Origin of the sequence: Acidovorax sp. 100 (assembly GCF_003688355.1) — a bacterium.
Classification (GTDB): Bacteria; Pseudomonadota; Gammaproteobacteria; order Burkholderiales; family Burkholderiaceae_C; genus Acidovorax; species Acidovorax delafieldii.
In genome coordinates this window covers 569,396-587,585 of record NZ_REFD01000001.1, presented here as the reverse complement: position 1 = coordinate 587,585, position 18,190 = coordinate 569,396, and the positions used below count along the sequence as shown (strand labels likewise).

Sequence of the window (18,190 nt, the reverse complement as noted above, 5' to 3'; positions counted from 1 at the left end):
CACTGCCCGCCGCAACCCCCAAGGAGCCGACACCATGAGCACCCCGATGATGGCCGCCCGCGAAACGCTGGGCGAACTGCCCAACCCCCTGGGCCTGCAGGGCGTGGAGTTCATCGAATACGCCACCAGCCGTCCGCAGGCGCTGGGCCAGGCGCTGGAGCGCATGGGCTTTCAGCCCGTGGCGCGCCACCGCTCGCGCGAGGTGCTGCTGTACCGCCAGGGCGACATGAACATCATCGTCAACGCCCACCAGGACAAAGAGCTCACCGGCGTGCACGCCCCGCCCGCGCTCACCGAAGCGCCGGTGCTCGCCGCCATTGCTTTTCGCGTGGGCAATGCGGCCGCGGCCTACCGCCGGGTGCTGGAACTGGGTGCCTGGGCCGTGCACACCGAGGTCGAGGTGATGGAGCTGAACATCCCCGCCATCCACGGGGTGGGTGCCAGCCGCATCTACTTTGTCGACCGCTGGAAGGAGTTCTCCATCTACGACGTGGACTTTGTGCCCATCCCCACCGTCAACCAGCGCCCGCCCGCGTTGCAGGGCCTGCACCTGTTTGGCGTGGTGCAGTACATCGGCCTGGGCCGTGGGGAGGACTGGATCCACTTCTACAGGGAACTGTTTGGCTTCGCCGAGCTGGCACCGGACCAGTCGTTTGGCGTGCTCACCCACGGCCGCATCCTGGCCAGCCCCTGTGGCACGCTGCATTGGCAGCTCATCGAACCGCTGGTCGATGCGCTGGAAGCCGACCCCGAAGAGTTGCTGCAACGTGTGGCCTTTGGCGCGCCCGACGTGCTGGCCACGGTGCAAGCGCTGCGCGAGCGCGGCGTGGACTTCGTCGAGTCCCCCACCGGCGTGCACACGGGCACGCGCGGCGCCCTCACCCGCGCAGATGCCGGAGCACCCAGCTTCGAACTGGTGCTGGACGCACGCTGAGCCTGGAGACTGCCCCATGCGCACATCCACCATGCAACGCAACGTCGCCGACTTTGGCATGGACACCATCAGCCTGGCCGGCCCGCTGGAGGCCAAGCTCGCCGCCGTCAAGGCCGCCGGATTTGGCCAGATCATGCTGGCCGCACGCGACATCGTGGGCCACCCCGAAGGCATCGAGGCCGCCGTGCATGCCGTGCGCAGCAGCGGCCTGCGGGTGACGGGCTTCCAGGTGCTGCGCGATTTTGAAGGCTTGTCGGGCCATCTGCACAGCTACAAGGTGGACATCGCCAAGCAGATGATCCTGATGGCGCGTGACCTGGGCGCGCCCGTGCTGCTGGCATGCAGCTCCACGTCTGCGCACGCCACGTCTGACGCCGATGCGATTGCGCGCGACCTGCGCAAGCTGGCCCTGCTGGCGCTGCCCCATGGCATCCGCGTGGCGTTTGAGGGCCTCTCCTGGGGCCGCCACATCAATGAGGTGCACCAGGCCTGGGCCGCCGTGGAACAGGCCGATTGCCCCAACCTCGGGCTGGCCATTGATTCGTACCACCAGTTCGCCACCAGCACGCCGCTCGCGGCGCTGGAGGACGTGGACCCCGCCAAGATCTACCTCGTGCAGCTGTCCGACTTCATGTGGCAGGAAACGCGCACAGTGCAAGAGCGCATCGAGACCGCACGGCACTTTCGCGTGTTCCCTGGCGAAGGCGTGCACAGCAAGGCGCTGGCCGAACTGGTACGCACGCTGGACGGCATGGGCTACCAGGGCGATTACAGCTTTGAGGTCTTCAACGACGACTACCAGCAGCTGCCTCTGCCCTATGTGGCGCAACGGGCGTGGAACAGTGCGCTGTGGCTGGCCGAAGGCGTGTTGCAACGCGCAGTGCCCTTGCCCGGGCATTCGCGCATCCGGGCAGTGGGGTGAAGAGGGTGAACAGGCCCCGGGGACCCGCTGCACGAATCACCGCGCCGTGTGCATCTGCGGTCTCGGGCAGCCTGCGGTGTTGCAACACCTCGCAATAGCGACAGCTAGTGCTGCGTTTTGCGCCTAGCAGATCATCCCGATCCGTAGCGCCCATATACCGCTCGATGCGTGCGGAGGATACTTAGCTGTTGGCGCGCTTTTTGAGCCAGCGCATCAGTGCGCCCACCACGGGCAGCTTTTCGTACAGCTCTTCGGCCGCATCCCAGTAGTCGCGGTGCAGCGTCACCCGACCCTGTTCGTCCAGCACCAGGTGCGAGGCACCACGCACCGTCTGCGTCACGCCCTTGTGAAAGTCCTTGAACGCGAACAGGAAGTCCCAGGTCAAGAAGCACTGCGTGCCCTGCACCACCCGGCCGGTGACCACAAAACGCGGCTGCTCCAGCGCCTCGAACATGTGGGCAAAAATGGCCTGGATGGCAGGCACGCCCTGCACCTCGTTGAAGGGGTCCTTGAAGCGCGCCTGTGGTGCGTAGAACTGGCCAATGGCCGCTATGTCGGCAGGCGAGAGGTTTTCAAAGAACGCGACAACGCGCGTGACGGCTTCTTCGGTGGATGGGGATGTGTTCGGGGGCTGCATCGCAAAAGTCAAAGGCCTGTGAAGCGGCGAACGGCGGGGAAATACCAACGGTACGGCAACAGCCGCAGCAGCTTCATCACGCGTGTGAAACGCTTGGGGAAGTGGATGTCGAAATGCCCCCGCTCCCAGCCCTGCACGATGGCCGCCGCTGCTGCTTCGGGTGAGATGAGGGCAGGCATGGTGAAGTCGTTGCCCGCCGTGAGTGGCGTAGCCACAAAACCAGGGTTGATCACGCTCACGCCCATGCCCAGGTCGTGCAGGTCCAGGTACAGCGCCTCGGCCAGGTTGATGAGGGCCGCCTTGGTGGGTCCATAGGCCAGGCTCTTGGGCAGGCCGCGAAAGCCTGCCACGCTGCTGATCAGGCTCACGTGGCCTGGGCGCCCGGCCTCCGCTGCGGCCAGCATGGCGGGCAACACGGCGGCCAGCACGTGCAGCACGCCGTTGTAGTTGATCTGCTCATGGCGCAGCATCACGGCCAGATCGAAGTCGGTGGCGCGCATGTCGCGGTAGTAGCCCGCGCAGTAGCACACCAGGTCGGGCGCCCCTCCCGCGAGCACCTGCGCTGCGGCGGCCTGCACCTGTGCCGGTTCGGCAGTGTCAAAAGCCAGCGCCATGCTGCCGGGGTGCTGCACAACAAAGGCGTTCAGTGCATCACCGCTGCGCGCCGACACGATGACCTGCGCACCGCGCGCATGCAGCGCGGCTGCGGTGGCCCGGCCAATGCCACTGCTGGCCCCGATGAGCCAGGCACGGCGACCCTGCCAGTCGCGCAAGGGAGGGTTGAGGCTCATGGTGCGCGTTTGGTGAAGGACAGCGTGATCTCGCCCAGGCGCACGCCGAACTTGGTCATGGTGGCGCGGTTGAGCATCACCCGGTCGTCGATGAGGTACATCCAGTCGTCCAGGTCCACGTTGTAGACCTTGCCATCCACCGGCAGGGCCAGCGTGTAGTTCCAGCGGAAGGCGTTGCCGCGCGTCTGGCCGTTGGCCACGCCCACCACATCGTCGGCGGTGCCGGTGTAACGGCCGTCGGCATGCTTCGTCAGCCGCCAGATGCGGCGCTGCGTGGTGCCGTCGGAGTAGGTGAAGGCTTCGTCGAGCACGCCTTCGTTGCCTTTCCATGTGCAGTCCATCACCACGGTGAAGCGTTTGACGATCTGGCCGCTGCGGTCCTGGAAGATGCCGTAGGCGTCGATCTTGCCGTTGAAATACTGGGCCAAGTCCAGCACCGGTTTCTCGGTGGCGTAGCCATCGAGGTTCTGGCTGGCGCAGCCGGACAGCACTACGGGCGCAGCCACAGCGGCGGAGAGGAGGAGGCGTCTTTGCATCATGGGTTGTGCCTTGGGGGTATGGGTGTCAGGTTCCAGCCATCGCCGCACCGCGTGGGTGCCGCAGAAAAAGGACGTACAGCGCTGCCGCTGCCGCCAGCTTGAGCGCGCAGGGCAGCACGGCGTAGGCCAGGCCCAGTGTCTGCAGGCCGTCATCGCTGCGCGTGCCCGGCGTGTAGCCCAACCAGCCCAGCAGAGGCAGCGCCAGGCCTGCGGCCAGGGCCAGGTTGAGCTTGGTGGCAAAGTTCCACCAGCCGAAGTACGCGCCCTCGTGCTGGCCGCTGTCGCCCTCGGCCGCGATCACGCCCGCCAGCAGGGCGCTGGGCAGGGCCAGGTCCGTGCCCAGGGCCACGCCTGACAGCGCGCAGACCAGGAGGAACGGCAACACATCACCCGCGCCCAGAAACGCCGTCCACACAAACACGGCAATCGCCAGCAGCATGCCCGCCAGCCAGGTGCGCGCCAGGCCCCAGCGCGCCACGGCACGCAGCCACAGCGGGATGGACAGCGCCGCACAGACAAAATAGGCTGCGAGGAACATGGGCTCCTGCGCAGGCGGGGCCTGCAGGCGGTCCTGGATGAAGAACAGCACCAGCGTGGCCGGGATGGCACTGGCGATGCCGTTGAGCATGAACACGGCCAGCAGGCGGCGAAAGGCAGCCCGTCCCCAGGGCCGCCACAGGCTGGCGCGCTGTGCCGGGCGGTACACGCCTGCCACGGCCTCAGCATGGTCTGCGGGGCGTGGGGCTCTGGTCCACGCCCACCAGCCCAGCAGCAGGGTGAGGGCAAACACACTGAGCATCACGGGCAGGCCCAGCAGCGCGGGCAGCACCGAAGCCAGCACCACGCCCACCAGCGCGGCGCCCTCACGCCAGGCCACGATGCGGCCGCGCTGCAGCTCATCGCCGCCCAGCCGTGCGCCCCAAGACTGGTGCGCAATGCCCAGCTGGCTATAGGCCGTGTAGGTGATGAGCAGTGCCACCAGCGCCCAGGCAATCAATGCATCCGCCCCACGCACCCACGGAAAGAACAGGCTGGTCAGCCCCAGTGCCAGCACCACGGCCGACACCGCGCCCACCACCAGCACGGCGCGCACCGAACGGCCGAACAGGTAGTCGGACAGGCGCCCCAGCAGCGGGTCGGACACCGCGTCGAACAGCCGCGCCGCCAGCAGCACCGAGCCCAGCGTGGCCAGCGGCATGCCGAACTCGCGGGCGTAGTGATTGGGCAGCAGCACGTACAGCGGCAGCGCCACAAAAGCCAGCGGCAGGCCCAGCAGCCCATAGGCCAAGCCTTGGCTGGCGCGCATGGGCGTGGTGGAGGTCATTGCTGCCCTTGTCCCGCAGTGCGGGTGGCCGCGATCAGCTCTTGCCGCAGTCCGGGTTCGGAGGTCTGCGGCGACAGCCAGATGCCGAAGAACAGGCGCGAGAACTCGGCGTCAGGCACTTCGCCCACCACCCGCCCGCCCATCTTGAACACGGCGCCCGTGCCGGGCTGGTACAGGCCCAGCAGCCGGTCGCCGGCCTTCACATCCGGCAGCGCGGCGGTCAGTGCCTGCTGCCAGCGCGCGGCCTGTTGCGGCGTGAAGCTGCCCACGCGGCGCATCTCTTCGATGGAGCGCTTGGCAATCGCCTCGGCCGAAAAATCGCGGTGGTAGGTCAGCTCCAGCGCCAGGGGGTGGGCGGCGTAGTTGTCGGCATCAAAGCCGGGCTGCACCCACAGCCGCGCACGGTAGATCTCAAACCCCAGAAACCGCAGCACGCCCTGGCCGACCAGGCGGGCCCCCGACAGCGGGGCTGCGGCGGCTGCGCTGGCCTCTGCAACCTGCGCCAGCGCGGTTTGAGGGCCAAAAGCCATCAATGCGCTGGTGAATATTGCGGTAGCAGCTATATTTTTCATAGCAATCATCAGTCCTTGGCCAGGGTGTACTGCACCAGGTCGATGTTGCTCATCGCAAACGCCGCCTCGCAATACGCCAGGTAGAACTCCCAGATGTGCATGAAGCGCTCGTCAAAGCCCAGCTGCAGGATCTGCGTGCGCTGCGCCAGGAAGCGCTCGCGCCACCGCTTGAGGGTTTCGGCGTAGTCCTGGCCAAACGCAAACTCGTCGACCACGCGCAGACCTGCCGCCTCGGCTTCGCGGCGGAACTCGCGCGGACACGGCAGGCAGCCACCCGGGAAGATGTACTGCTGGATGAAATCCGTGGAGCTGATGTAGCGCTCGAACAGGCTGTCGTCGATGACGATGCTCTGGATGCAGGCCCGGCCGCCGGGCTTGAGCAAGCGGTTCACCGACTGGAAGTAGGTGGGCCAGTATTCGCGGCCCACGGCCTCGACCATCTCGATGGAGCAGATGGCGTCGTACGGGCCGTCCTGGATGTCGCGGTAGTCCTGCAGGCGCAGGTCGGCGTGCTCGGCCACCCCTTGCTGCGCCATGCGCTTTTGCGCGAAGGCGAGCTGCTCGGTGGAGAGTGTCACGCCCGTCAGGTGGGCGCCGAATTCGACGGTCGCCATCTCGGCCAGCGCGCCCCAGCCACAGCCGATCTCCAGCACCCGGGAATTTGGCTGCACACCGGCCATGCGCAACGCGCGCCGCACCTTGGCGTGCTGGGCAGCGCGCATGTCGCCGCCTGCATCGCCTTCGAACCAGGCGGACGAGTAGTTCATCGTGTCGTCCAGCCAGAGTTCGTAGAACGCGTTGCCCAGGTCGTAGTGGGCGTGGATGTTCTTCTGGCTGTTGGCGCGGGTGTTGCGGTTGAGCAGGTGCTTGATGCGGTACAGCAGGCGGCCGGCCCAGGTGCCGTAGATCACGCCTTCCACCTGCTGGCGGTTGGCGATGAAGAGCTTGAGCAGATCGGTCAGGTGCGGGGTGGTCCAGTCGCCCGCGATGTAGCTCTCGGCAAAGCCGATGTCGCCCGACTTGAGCGCGGCGCTGCAGACATTCCAGTTCTTGAGCGTGATCGCCGCCGACGGGCCATCGCCGTGCCCGAAGTGCTGCAGGGTGCCGTCAGGCAACTGCACCGTGAGGTGACCGTGCTGCAGGCGCTGCAGCAGCCTGAGCGCGGTGCGGGCGGCTGCCGGAGTGCCTGCGGGCAGGGCCTGCGCGTTGCGGTCGGAGCGGGTGGCGGTGGTGGAGTTCATGGCGGCGGTCTCGCGGGGCTGGAACGACATGGAGATCAACGGGTCACGATGGAGGCAGGCGCCTCGGGCTTGCGATGGAAACGCACGCGCTTGAGCCACAGCTGCAGCGCGTGCCAGTGGATGCGGGCAATGATGGCCAGCGTCATGGCGGGGTAGCCCCAGAGCGCCTGGCGCAGGGTCTGTGCGGTGATGGCCTGCAGGGTGCCGCTCACGCTGGTCTGGATGAGCGGGCCGGTGTCGTCGTCGTGGTCGATGCGCACCACGGTGCGGCCTGCGTCCTGTGCACCGGCCTCGGTGCGCATGAAACGAAAGCGGTAACCGCCGCTCACCTCGCAGAACGGCGACACGTGGAACACCTTGCGTGCCTGCTGTTCCACGCCGTACTGCGGCGCATCCAGCAGGTAGCAGTGGCGCTCGCCAAAGGTGTTGTTCACTTCCACCACGATGGCGCGCAGGTGGCCATCGGCACGGTGGCAGTACCAGAAGCTCACGGGTTTGAAGGTGTAGCCCAGCACACGGGGGTAGCAGTGCAGCCACACCTCACCTGTGGCGTCGGTGATGCCTTCGGTGCGCAGCAACTCGTCCAGCCAGGCCAGCGCCCCGCCCTGCGCGGCGCTGCGGCCGTCGCCGTGGTCCGCATCATGGAAGCTGATGGCGCCACGCCGGTTCACAGCCAGCTCACCACGCATGCCGGGCAAGCTGCGCATCGGCAGCATCAGGAAAAACGTGGGGTAGGCGAACGCATGCCGCCGGGGCCGCAGCCGCGTGTGGCGCACCTGGCCGAAGCCGATCAGGGGCGCTGCGGTGGGGGCCGGCGCGTGGCTCACGCAGCCTCCGCCAGGGGGGCTGGCAGGGCTGCCAGCAATTGCTCGGCCACGGCCAGGCCCGATTTGAGGCCGTCTTCGTGGAAGCCGTAGCCCGTCCAGGCGCCGCAGAACCAGGTGTGCTGCTGCCCTTGCAGCTTGCCCACCTGCTGCTGCGCGCGGATGGCGGCCATGTCAAACACGGGGTGGGCGTAGTCGTAGCTGCCGATCACGTGTTCGGGCGCTATGTCGCGCACCGGGTTCAGTGACACCACCACGGGCTGCGCAAAGGGCACGGGCTGCAGCTGGTTGATGAGGTAGTGCAGGCACACGCGGGCCGACTCCCGGCTGCGTTGCTGGGCGCGCTCGTAGTTCCACGCAGCCCAGGCGGCGCGGCGCGCCGGCAGCACGGACGTATCGGTGTGCAACACGGCGCGGTTGGCCTGGTAGCGGATGGAGCCGAGCACGGCGCGCTCCTGCGTCGAAGGCTGGGCCAGCAGCGCGAGCGACTGGTCCGAATGGGTGGCCAGCACCACCTGGTCAAAGTGTTCGGTGTGGCCTGCGGTCACCACGCGCACCCCGGCGGCATCGCGCTCGATGCGGCGCACGGGGGTGTTCAGGCGCTTGTCGGCAATGCCCGCCACGATCTTGTCCACGTAATGGCGCGCACCGCCAGACACCGTCCACCACTGGGGGCGGTTGCTCACCTGGATGAGCCCATGGTTGTGGCAAAACCGGATCATGGTGGCCACGGGGAACTTCAGCATCTGGTCGGTGGGGCAGCTCCAGATGCAACCCAGCATGGGCAAGAAGTACCAATCGCGGAAGGCGTCGCCAAAGCGGTGCTCGCGCAAGAAGTCGCCCAGGGGCTGCATCAGCGCTGCCTCGGCCTGCTTGTCGGCAATGCGCGTGCAGAGCTTGTTGAAGCGCAGCAGGTCGCGCAGCATGCCCAGAAAGCGCGGGTTGATCAGGTTGGAGCGCTGGGCAAACACGGTGCTGAGGTTGGTGCCGCTCCATTCGAGCGCGCGGCCGCCGCCCAGTGCTGCGGGCACCTGCACTGAGAACGACATGTCCGACTTGGCGGTCTCGACGCCCAGCTCGGCCAGCAGGCGGATCAGGTGGGGGTAGGTGCGCTCGTTGAACACCAGAAAGCCGGTGTCCACGCCGTGGGTGACCGGGGTGCCTGACGCATCGGGCAGAGTGACATCGACGGTGTGGGTGTGACCGCCGAAGTAGTCGCCCGCCTCAAACAGCGTGATGTCCGCCTGGCCGCGCAGCTGGTGCGCGACGGAAAGCCCGGAGATGCCGGAGCCGATGATGGCGATTTTCATGACCGGCTCCCTCTGGCCGGTGCACGGAATAAAAAGGTTGCGAAGCGTCCCGAAACGAATAAGAGAGGGAGGGAGGAGAAGCGCTCCAGGAGGTCAGTCGGAACCCAGGGGCCCGAAAGGCTTCGCAACATTAAAACTGTACGCTGCGCAATCGTCTTGCGCAATGGATAGAGTGAGGCCGCCCCGGCGAAGTTCCAGAGGCCTCCTGTATTTTTTTTCAAAAAATGTAAAGAAGTCATTGCGCTCACCGGGGTGTGGGCATGGCGAGCTGCTGTTCGATGGCACGCACCAGGCCCTTGTTGTCCGGCCCGGTCAGGCTGGAGTAGTTGTCCACCAGCTTGCCGTCGCGGCCCAGCAGGTATTTGTGGAAGTTCCAGCGGGGCGCCGTGCCCGACAGCTGCGCCAGTTGCTGGTACAGCGGCGAGGCCTCCGGGCCCTTCACGCTGCTTTTGGCAAACATGGGAAATTTCACCCCGAAGGTGTTTTCGCAGAAGTCGGCGATTTCCTTGTTGCTGCCCTTTTCCTGGGCAAAGTCGTTGGACGGGAAGCCCAGCACCACCAGCCCCTTGTCCTTGTAGCGGGCATACAGCTCTTCCAGTCCCTTGTACTGGCCGGTAAAGCCACAGAAGCTGGCCGTGTTGACCACCAGAACCACTTTTCCGCTGTACTGGCAAAGCGACTGCGGCTTTTCGTCCTGCAGGCGCGGAAAGGTGTGCTGCAGCGTGGCCGGGCACGCTGCAGGCGCATCGGCCGCTTGGGCGGCGGGCGCCAGCAGCAGCCAGGCCGCCAGCGCGGTGGCTGTCGAGAGGAGTCTTGTAAGGCGGTTCATAGGACTTTGGGCAGTGAGTGCGGCCAATTTAACCATTTCATCATTTTTTGTCCACATGAGTTTTTATTTGTACTGAATGGTTTACGTGGTGCGAACGCATTTGGATTCAGATTTCGGAAGCAACGGGGTGAGGAGGCCCAAAACGGCCGTGCAGCCCAAACGGCGTCGGACGTTCACCCGGCAGGGACAGGGGCGAGCGCGGCGTCAGACCCGGTGCCAGGCACTAGGCACCAGGAGCAAGGCATGAGGGGCCGCTCAATGCCCAAAACAGGGGATGTGTTGTCCGCCGCAGACAGCGGCGGCACGCAGAACCGGGGGGCTCGCAGCGCCCTCCCAGGCGTCAGACCATCTGCAGCAGGCGGTCCAGCGACAGGTTGACCCGCACGTCCTTGAAAGCCACCACACCGGTGACCTTCCAGGGCGGCATGCCCGTATCGCGGGGAATGGGCTCGCCCGTGGCCATGCCGTCGCGGTTGGTCACCACGGCCACGCGAGGGGTGGTGGCGGTGGTGCCCCGGCGGATGACCACGCCCACTTCACGGCTGGCCAGGCGCACAAAGGCACCGGGGGGATAGACGCCCAGGGTCTTGACGAGGGCGGCTCCGGCCTCGTCCACCTGGTGCTCTTCGTCGTAGTAGCTGGCCTGCATGGCGGCAGTGACAGGCATGGGCAGCCGTGCGGCGCGGGGGGCCAGGCGGGCGCCAAAAATGTCGGCGCGCTGCAGCAGGCGGGCCATTTGCTGGGCTTCGGTCTTTTTGCCCAGCGGCCCGGGCGTGCGGTGGTGGTGGCAGCGCACGGCCTCCAGCCACACCGGGTCGGCCACGCCCAGATGGCGCAGCAGCGCCTCGGACCGCGCCGCGTGGTCTTCCACGGCGGCAATCTGGGTCGCGGTGAGGGGCTGGGTCTGCAGCACCAACTGGTCCTGCAGCTCGGTCATGGCGATGTTCATGCTCAGCGCTGCGTGCCCCAATTGCTGCACCCGGCCGCTGGGCCAGCGCAGCATCTCGCGGGCCACCACCATGCACACGCAGCTGACCAGCATGGAATGCGTGGCGCTGTACATGCGCGTTTCCTGGGCCGAGAGATAGATCAGTGCCAGCAGCGTGGCGTCGGGCGTCTGTTCGCAATGGCGCACCAGCTCGTCGTGCAGGGCCTGAAACCGACCGCCAAAGTCGCTGGGCGACGGGGCGCGCAGCAGCTGCGTAGCGCGCAACTGCAGCTCGGGCCAGTCGGGCAGGGTTTTGCCCGCACGCGCAGCGGCCGCTGCGGCGGCCTGCTCGCCGGCCGTCATCTTCATGGCGGCGATCTCGCCCAGGTTGGTGTCGGCGATCAGCATGCGCTGCAGCTGCGCCAGGTAGGCGCGGTGGCTGCCGCCGGATTCGTCGGTGTCCACACACAGCTCGCGCCCGCGTTCGACCAGCTTGGCCAGTTCGTCGCGGGTGCGGATCACATAGCCCTTTTGCGCCAGCAACACGCCGTCGGCCCCCCGCAGCACAAAAGGCAGGGGATGGCCCAGCTGGATGGATTCGATGTTGAGGCTGACGAGGTTCATGGTGCGCGTTGCATTATCCGACGGCTACCTCCCGCCAAAGCCCGCGCGACCCCCGTGATTGCCCTGCTTTTTGGGCTCACGCCGGGGGGGCGCGCCAAGACTTGGCGTCAGGGGGCAGAGGGAGAGGTGCTGGTTGCGCCGTGGCTGTGGCTGTGGCTTTGGCTGTGGGGGCCGCCGGTTCGCCCGGGGCATGGCGCCCCCCGCGCAGGCGGCGGGCCAGCCGGCCGAACCCTTGGCCCAGGTCGTCCACCCCAGTAAACACTGCCGGAATCACCAGGAGGCTCAGCAGCGTGGAGGTGATGAGCCCGCCAATCACCGCCACCGCCATCGGCGAGCGAAAGCTCGCGTCCGCAGCACCCAGGCCGATGGCGATGGGCAGCATGCCCGCGCCCATGGCCAGCGTGGTCATGATGATGGGGCGTGCACGCTTATGGCAGGCGTCGATCAGCGCCTCAAAGCGCGTCATGCCATGCTCGCGCCGCGCCAGGATGGCGTACTCCACCAGCAGGATGGAGTTCTTGGTGGCAATGCCCATGAGCATGATCAGCCCGATGAGCGAGGGCATCGAGAAGCTCTTCTGCGCAATCAGCAGCCCCACAAACGCGCCGCCCAGCGACAGCGGCAGCGCCGCCAGGATGGTCACCGGGTGCAGGAAGTCCTTGAACAGCAGCACCAGCACGATGTAGATGCACAGCACGCCGGTGAGCATGGCCAGGCCAAAGCTGGCAAACAGCTCGCCCATCATCTCGGCATCGCCAATGGTGATCTGGCGCACGCCGGCTGGCAGGTTCTGGATGGAGGGCAGCGCTTCCACCGCCTTGGTCACGTCGCCCAGCGGCTGGCCCGAGAGTTCGATCTCGAAGTTCACGTTGCGCGCGCGGTCGTAGCGGTCCACCACGGCCGGTCCGCCGCTGAACTCCAGCGTGGCCACCTGGCCCAGCATCACCGGGCCCTTGGCGCCGGGCACCGGCAGGCGTTCCAGCAGCGACAGGTCCTTGCGCGCATCGTCCTGCAGCTTGACGACGATGGGCACCTGGCGCGCGGCCAGGTTGAGCTTGGGCAGCGACACGTCGTAGTCGCCCACGGTGGCAATGCGCAGCGTTTCGGCAATCGCGCTGCTGGTCACGCCCAGGTCGGCGGCGCGCGCAAAGTCGGGGCGCACGGCAATTTCGGAGCGCACGAGGCTGGCGGTGGACGAGATGCTGCCCAGGCCGGGGATGGTGCGCAGGTCTTTCTCGACCGCCAATGCGGCCGTGGTCAGCGCCTGCGGGTCGTCGCCTGTGAGCACCAGCACGTACTTCTCGCCCGAGCCGCCCAGGCCCACCTTGCTGCGCACGCCAGGCAGCGTCTCCAGCGCGGCGCGGATCTGGTTCTCGATACCCTGCTTGCGCGGACGGTCGCCGCGCTCGGACAGCAAGATGGTCAGCGTGGCTTTGCGCGTTTCGGTGCTGGCGCCGCCCATAAAGGGGTCAGTGCCGGCCGAGCCGCCGCCGATGGTGGTGTACACACTTTGCACATGCTCCACCTTGGCGATGCGCTGCCGCGCGTCTTCTGCCACGGCACGTGTCTGCGCCAGCGTGGCGCCGGGTGGCAGCTCCAGGTACACCTGGGTCTGCGAGTTGTCGTCAGGCGGGATGAAGCCCGTAGGCAGCAGCGGGATCAGCGCCAGCGAGCCGATGAAAAAGGCCGCCGTGGCAATGAAGGTCATCCACCGGTGCTTGATGCACCACGCGGCCCAGCGCAGGTACACCGTCATCCAGCGCGGGTCCTTGTGGTTGCCCACGATGGGCTTGAGGATGTAGGCCGCCATCATGGGCGTGAGCAGGCGCGCCACCACCAGGCTGGCAAACACCGCGAGCGACGCCGTCCAGCCAAACTGCTTGAAGAACTTGCCCGCAATGCCGCTCATGAACGCCGTAGGCAGAAACACCGCGATCAGCGTGAAGGTGGTGGCGATCACGGCCAGGCCGATCTCGTCGGCCGCCTCCATGGCCGCCTGGTAGGGCGTCTTGCCCATGCGCAGGTGGCGCACGATGTTCTCGACTTCCACGATGGCGTCGTCCACCAGGATGCCCACCACCAGCGACAGCGCCAGTAGCGTGATCACGTTGATCGAGAAGCCCAGCCAGTACATGCCGATGAACGCCGGGATCACCGACAGCGGCAGCGCCACGGCCGACACAAACGTGGCGCGCCAGTCGCGCAGGAACAGCCACACCACCAGCACGGCTAGCAGCGCGCCTTCGTACAGCAGGTGCATGGAGCCGTCGTATTCCTCCTGCACGGGCTGCACGAAGTTGAAGGCCTCGGTGATTTCCAGGTCCGGGTGCTGCGCGCGCATCTCTTGCAGGGCCGCCTGCACGGCAGCGCCCACTTCCACTTCGCTCGCGCCCTTGCTGCGGGCCACCTCGAAGCCCACCACCGGCTTGCCGTTGAGCAGGGCCAGCGCGCGGGGCTCGGCGATGGTGTCTGTCACCGTGGCCACCTGGTCCAGCCGCACGTGGCGGCCGTCCGACAGTGCCAGCGTCAGGCCCGCCAGCTCCTGCGCCGACTGCACCGTGGCCAGCGTGCGCACCGGCTGCTCGCTGCCGCCCAGGTCGGTGCGTCCGCCGGCACTCTCCGTCTGCACCAGCCGCAGCTGGCGCGACACATCGGCCGCCGTGGCGCCCAGGGACTGCAGCTTGACCGGGTCGAGTGCCACATGCACCTCGCGCTGCACACCGCCCACGCGGTTGACGGCGCCCACGCCGCGCACGGTGAGCAGCTTCTTGGCCACGGCATCGTCCACAAACCAGGACAGCGCCTCGTCGTCCATGCGGGCCGACGCGATGGTGAAGGCCAGCACGGGCTGCGCGGCCAGGTCCATCTTGGTCACGATGGGGTCGCGCACGTCGCCCGGCAGGTCGCCGCGCACACGGGCCACGGCGGAGCGCGCGTCGTCCAGCGCCTCCTGCGTGGGCTTCTCCAGCCGGAACTCGGCGGTGATGGTGGCGCCGCCGTCCTGCACCTTGGTGTAGATGTGCTTGAGGCCCTGCAGCGTGGCGATGCTGTTCTCGATCTTGCGCGCCACGTCGTTCTCCAGCTGCGCGGGCGAGGCGCCCGGCAGCGCCACGGTCACGGAGATCGTGGGCAGGTCGATGTCGGGAAAGTTCTGCACCTTCATGGCGTTGAAGGACAGCAGGCCGCCGAAGGTCAGCAGCACAAACAGCATCAGCGCCGGTATGGGGTTCTTGATGGACCAGGTGGACACATTCATGTGGAATGCTCCTTAATTGATAGCCGTTTGCGCATGATTCACTAGCGCTACAGGCACTTTTTGCATGAAATGCTGGCTGGAGGACTGCTTGCCAGCCGCTGGCGCCGCCGCAGGGGCCGCCACGCGCACCAGGTCGCCATCGTTCAAAAAGCCCGCACCGCGCACAGCGACGGAGGCTCCAGCGTCCAGGCCCGACAGCACCTCGACCCGGTCGGCCACGCGGCGGCCGGTCTGGACCTTGCGCATCTGCACGCGCTGGTCTCCGCCCACCACAAACACGTACGAGAACCCGTCGCGCACCACCAGCGCCTCTTGTGGCACGGTGAGTGCGTCGCTGCTGCCCAGTGCGAACTCGCCCCGCGCAAACATCCCGGCGCGGAAGTCGGTGTTGGCGGGCAGGTCCACGTAGACCAGCGCATTGCGCGTTTGCGGGTCCACCGTGGGTGCGACCATGCGCACGGTGCCCTCGGCCGCGGCGCCGCTGGCAGCCGTAACGCTGACCTTGGCTCCGGGCTGAACGCGCCGCAGCTCGGTGGACGTGACCTCGGCGCGCCACTCCAGGCGGCCCTTGCGCACCATGCGGAACAGCTCCGTGCCTGCCCCCACCACCGCGCCCACGGTGGCCGTGCGGGCCGAGATCACGCCGCTGTCAGGCGCCACCACCTGCGTGTATTTGAGGCGCAGCTGCTGCGCGTTCAGCGCGGCCTTGGACGCTTCCACGCGGGCCTGGGCGGTTTGCTCAGCCGTGGTGAACTGCTGGATCTGCTGCTGGCTGAGTGCGCCCGTGGCTTGCAACGAGCGGGCGCGGTCGGCATTGGCGGAGGCCTCGGCCGCATTGGCCTGGGCTTCGAGCAGGCTGGCGCGGCTCTGGGCCACATCGGCCAGCACCGTGTCGGCCGAGAAGGTGGCCAGCACCTGCCCGGCCTTGACCATATCGCCCACGTTCACACGCACCTCGGTCAGGCGCAGGCCGTTGCTCTCGGCCCCAATACTCGCCTCTTGCCACGCGGCGATGTTGCCGTTGGCTGCCAGGCGCAGCGGCACCGGCATGCGCTGTGGCTGCGCCGTGCTGACGGTGAGTGCAGGCCGGGGCTGACCCGCCTTGGGTTCATCGGCGGCACGCGATGCGCCCGAGAAAACCAGTGCACCGCCCGTGGCCAGCACGCAGGCGGCGATCACGGCGAAGGCGGTGGGGGAAAACTTGAAGGAGAAAGAGGAGTGTTGCATGTGCATCTGTCCTGAAAAATTCATATCAGCTGTGCATGGTGTTGGGCGTCGCCCACTGCGTCCGAAACTGGCGGTGCGCAGACAAGGCGCAAAGCGCCTCAGGGGCGTGTCTCATAGCTTCCATCCGCCGCCAGCGGCGCGGTACAGCGCTATCCAGGCGGTCTGGCGCTCGTGTTGCAGCGCGACCAGCGCGTTCTCGGCGGCCAGTGCTGTGCGCCGGGCATCTTCCAGCTCCACCAGACTGGCCAGGCCACCACGCCAGCGCGCCTCGGTCGCGTCGAACGATGCGCGGTAGCCCTCGGCGGCCGTGCGCGCGCTGGCGCTGCGCTCGGCCGTGCTTTGCAGGCGTACCAGGGCTTGCTCGACCTCGCTCACGGCCTGGCGCACCTTGGCGCGGTACTGCGACGCGGCCTCGTCGTAGCGGGCCTGCGCCGCATCGGTCTGCGCGGCGCGGCGGCCGCCGTCAAAGATCGGCACGCTGAGCGCCAGCGGGCCGATGGTCCAGGTGTTCAGGTCGGTGGTCACGCCCCCCATGCGCACCTGGGCTGCACCCACACTGCCGCTGAGGGTCAGACGTGGGTAGCGCTGGGCCTGGGCGCTGGCGACGTCCGCACTGGCGGCAGCCACTTCGCGCTCGGCGTTGTACACGTCAGGGCGCTGGGTCAGCACCTGGGCGGGCAGTGCGTCCACGGTGAATAACGCGTCCGGGGCCGCAGCCACCGGCTGGGCCAACCGGGTGCGCAGCGTGGGTTCTTCCCAGCCGGTGAGCGCCACCAGGGCCTTGACCTCTACATCGCATTGCATGCGTTGCTGCGAGGCACGGGCCTGGGCCTCGGCGGCGCTGGCGCGTGCCAGTGCGGCCGTGGCGGGCGCGGTGAAGCCCGCACGTTCACTCAGCTGCGACAGGCGGGACGTTTCGCTACGGGACTGCGCATCGCGCTCGGCCACCTGTTGCTGGGCCAGGCAGGTGCGGATGCTGCTAGTCTGCTGCGCCACCTCGGCTGCCACGCTCACGCGCGCCTCGTGCCACAGGGCCTGCGCGCCGGCCAGCCGCTCATCGGCAGCGGTTTTGGCGGCGCGGTTGGCGCCAAACAGGTCCAGCTCCCAGCTGGCCTGCAGCCCCGCCTGCGAGGTGGTCGCCACGCGCGCCAGCTGGTCATTGAAGCCCCGGCTGGCGCTGGCCTGTGCGTCGAGTGAAGGCAGCAACGCTGCCCGGCTGCCCACCTGCGTGGCGCGGGCCTGCGCAATGCGCGACTGGGCCTGCGCGATGCCCGGGCTCACGGCCTGGGCGGCGTCGATCAGCTCGACCAGCAGCGGGTCTTGCAGCTGGGTCCACCAGCGGGCCATGCCCGTGAGGGAGCCCTGGTGCGGCAAGGGTGCGTTCCAGGCCGCAGGTGCGGGTGCCGATACCTGCGCAGGTGGTGCGGTGGTGGAGCAGGCCACCAGTGGCAGGACCAGCGCCAGCCACAAGGGTTTGTGTGAGATCAGTCGCATGTGCAAGTCACTCTGGGGTACGGGGAGAGGAGGTTTTTTTGGCGGGGGCGGCCGCGCGGGCCATAGCGCGGCGCTGGCGTTCCCCGTCCACCATGAACTGGGCAAAGTCCACCAGCCGGGATGTGGTGGCGGCCAGCCCCCGCGGCGTGGCGGTGAGGCCGGGGCGCACCGCCTGCACCACGTCGCGGCCCACGTAGTACTGCAGCGCCAGGGCGGTGATGGCCATGGCCAGGCGGTGCACATCGTCATCGGCAGTTTTCAGGCCGAACTCCTTGCACAGCAGGCCGACGAGCGCGGCGTGGGCAGGCTTGATCTCGCACTCCAGCTCCTGCTGCCACAGCCCGGTGGGGTCCAGCATTTCGCGAAAGTGCAGGCGCATGCACAGCTCGACCAGGTCGCCTTCGTGCAGGGGCTGCATGAAGCTCTGGATCAGCAGCTCGATGAACGCAGGCAAGGTGTCCGGCCAGGCATCCACGGCGATGGGGCTGCCCATGGGCTCGGTGAACGCTGCGCGGTACAGCCCGTTCTTGTCGCCGAAGTAGTAGCTGATGGACGCCGGGTTGACACCCGCCGCCTGGGCAATGTCGCGGATGGACGCCTTGGCAAAGCCGTTTTCGGCAAAGAGGCGCAAGGCGGCGTGTAGCAGCCGCGCGCGGGCCTGTGCGCCTTCCGTGGGCGGTGGGGGGGGCATGGAAGGCCGGGTTGGCTTGGGGGCTGAATCTGGCATGGAGCCGGATT

The 18,190-nt window shown here is 67.5% G+C and carries 16 protein-coding genes; 2 read left to right on the top strand and 14 right to left on the bottom strand.

The features are described from left to right. Window positions 1-34 precede the first annotated feature (34 nt). Together C8C96_RS02765 and C8C96_RS02760 are read left to right on the top strand one after the other, a co-directional pair. The gene (locus C8C96_RS02765; protein WP_099731780.1) at window positions 35-934 is read left to right on the top strand and encodes a VOC family protein; all 900 of its coding nucleotides are present in this window, start codon (window positions 35-37) and stop codon (window positions 932-934) included. Window positions 935-950: 16 nt separating this feature from the next. Next, window positions 951-1,856 carry a sugar phosphate isomerase/epimerase gene (locus C8C96_RS02760; protein ID WP_121941346.1) on the top strand — a complete coding sequence of 302 codons (906 nt, stop codon included), beginning with the start codon at window positions 951-953 and terminating at the stop codon, window positions 1,854-1,856. Window positions 1,857-2,037: 181 nt separating this feature from the next. On the opposite strand, the gene C8C96_RS02755 is transcribed toward C8C96_RS02760, so the two are convergent. The 14 genes from C8C96_RS02755 to C8C96_RS02690 form a co-directional block, all read right to left on the bottom strand. Continuing rightward, entirely contained in the window at window positions 2,038-2,493 is a 456-nt protein-coding gene (locus tag C8C96_RS02755) for a nuclear transport factor 2 family protein (protein WP_121941345.1), read from the bottom strand. Window positions 2,494-2,501: 8 nt separating this feature from the next. Continuing rightward, the gene (locus C8C96_RS02750; protein ID WP_099731782.1) at window positions 2,502-3,284 is read right to left on the bottom strand and encodes an SDR family oxidoreductase; all 783 of its coding nucleotides are present in this window, start codon (window positions 3,282-3,284) and stop codon (window positions 2,502-2,504) included. Beyond that, on the bottom strand, window positions 3,281-3,823 hold the full coding sequence (locus tag C8C96_RS02745; RefSeq protein WP_121941344.1) for a DUF3833 domain-containing protein: 543 nt from the start codon (window positions 3,821-3,823) through the stop codon (window positions 3,281-3,283). The genes C8C96_RS02750 and C8C96_RS02745 overlap by 4 nt, the downstream gene beginning before the upstream one ends. A 25-nt stretch (window positions 3,824-3,848) precedes the next feature. After that, window positions 3,849-5,147 carry an MFS transporter gene (locus C8C96_RS02740; protein WP_121941343.1) on the bottom strand — a complete coding sequence of 433 codons (1,299 nt, stop codon included), beginning with the start codon at window positions 5,145-5,147 and terminating at the stop codon, window positions 3,849-3,851. Then, window positions 5,144-5,677 (bottom strand): chalcone isomerase family protein, encoded by a 534-nt coding sequence (locus C8C96_RS02735; protein ID WP_056057555.1) that lies wholly within the window; start codon window positions 5,675-5,677, stop codon window positions 5,144-5,146. Before C8C96_RS02735 ends, C8C96_RS02740 begins: the two co-directional genes overlap by 4 nt. 50 nt (window positions 5,678-5,727) lie before the next feature. After that, window positions 5,728-6,960: a cyclopropane-fatty-acyl-phospholipid synthase family protein gene (locus tag C8C96_RS02730; protein WP_056057551.1), complete on the bottom strand. Its 1,233-nt coding sequence runs from the start codon at window positions 6,958-6,960 to the stop codon at window positions 5,728-5,730. A 35-nt stretch (window positions 6,961-6,995) separates the two neighbouring features. Next, window positions 6,996-7,787, bottom strand: a complete 792-nt coding sequence (locus tag C8C96_RS02725; protein ID WP_086928480.1) for a DUF1365 domain-containing protein — start codon at window positions 7,785-7,787, stop codon at window positions 6,996-6,998. Continuing rightward, the gene (locus C8C96_RS02720) at window positions 7,784-9,094 is read right to left on the bottom strand and encodes an NAD(P)/FAD-dependent oxidoreductase (RefSeq protein ID WP_121941342.1); all 1,311 of its coding nucleotides are present in this window, start codon (window positions 9,092-9,094) and stop codon (window positions 7,784-7,786) included. Before C8C96_RS02720 ends, C8C96_RS02725 begins: the two co-directional genes overlap by 4 nt. A gap of 244 nt (window positions 9,095-9,338) precedes the next feature. Further along, entirely contained in the window at window positions 9,339-9,923 is a 585-nt protein-coding gene (locus C8C96_RS02715; RefSeq protein ID WP_233584136.1) for a glutathione peroxidase, read from the bottom strand. Window positions 9,924-10,263: 340 nt separating this feature from the next. After that, entirely contained in the window at window positions 10,264-11,475 is a 1,212-nt protein-coding gene (locus C8C96_RS02710; protein ID WP_121941340.1) for an HD-GYP domain-containing protein, read from the bottom strand. Between the two features lie 76 nt (window positions 11,476-11,551). Then, entirely contained in the window at window positions 11,552-14,731 is a 3,180-nt protein-coding gene (locus tag C8C96_RS02705) for an efflux RND transporter permease subunit (RefSeq protein ID WP_121941339.1), read from the bottom strand. Between the two features lie 12 nt (window positions 14,732-14,743). Then, the gene (locus tag C8C96_RS02700; protein ID WP_121943841.1) at window positions 14,744-15,958 is read right to left on the bottom strand and encodes an efflux RND transporter periplasmic adaptor subunit; all 1,215 of its coding nucleotides are present in this window, start codon (window positions 15,956-15,958) and stop codon (window positions 14,744-14,746) included. Between the two features lie 111 nt (window positions 15,959-16,069). After that, the gene (locus C8C96_RS02695) at window positions 16,070-17,452 is read right to left on the bottom strand and encodes an efflux transporter outer membrane subunit (RefSeq protein ID WP_121941338.1); all 1,383 of its coding nucleotides are present in this window, start codon (window positions 17,450-17,452) and stop codon (window positions 16,070-16,072) included. 7 nt (window positions 17,453-17,459) lie between these two features. Continuing rightward, complete coding sequence (locus C8C96_RS02690; RefSeq protein ID WP_116748299.1) at window positions 17,460-18,143, bottom strand: CerR family C-terminal domain-containing protein; 684 nt, start codon at window positions 18,141-18,143, stop codon at window positions 17,460-17,462. Window positions 18,144-18,190: the final 47 nt, after the last annotated feature.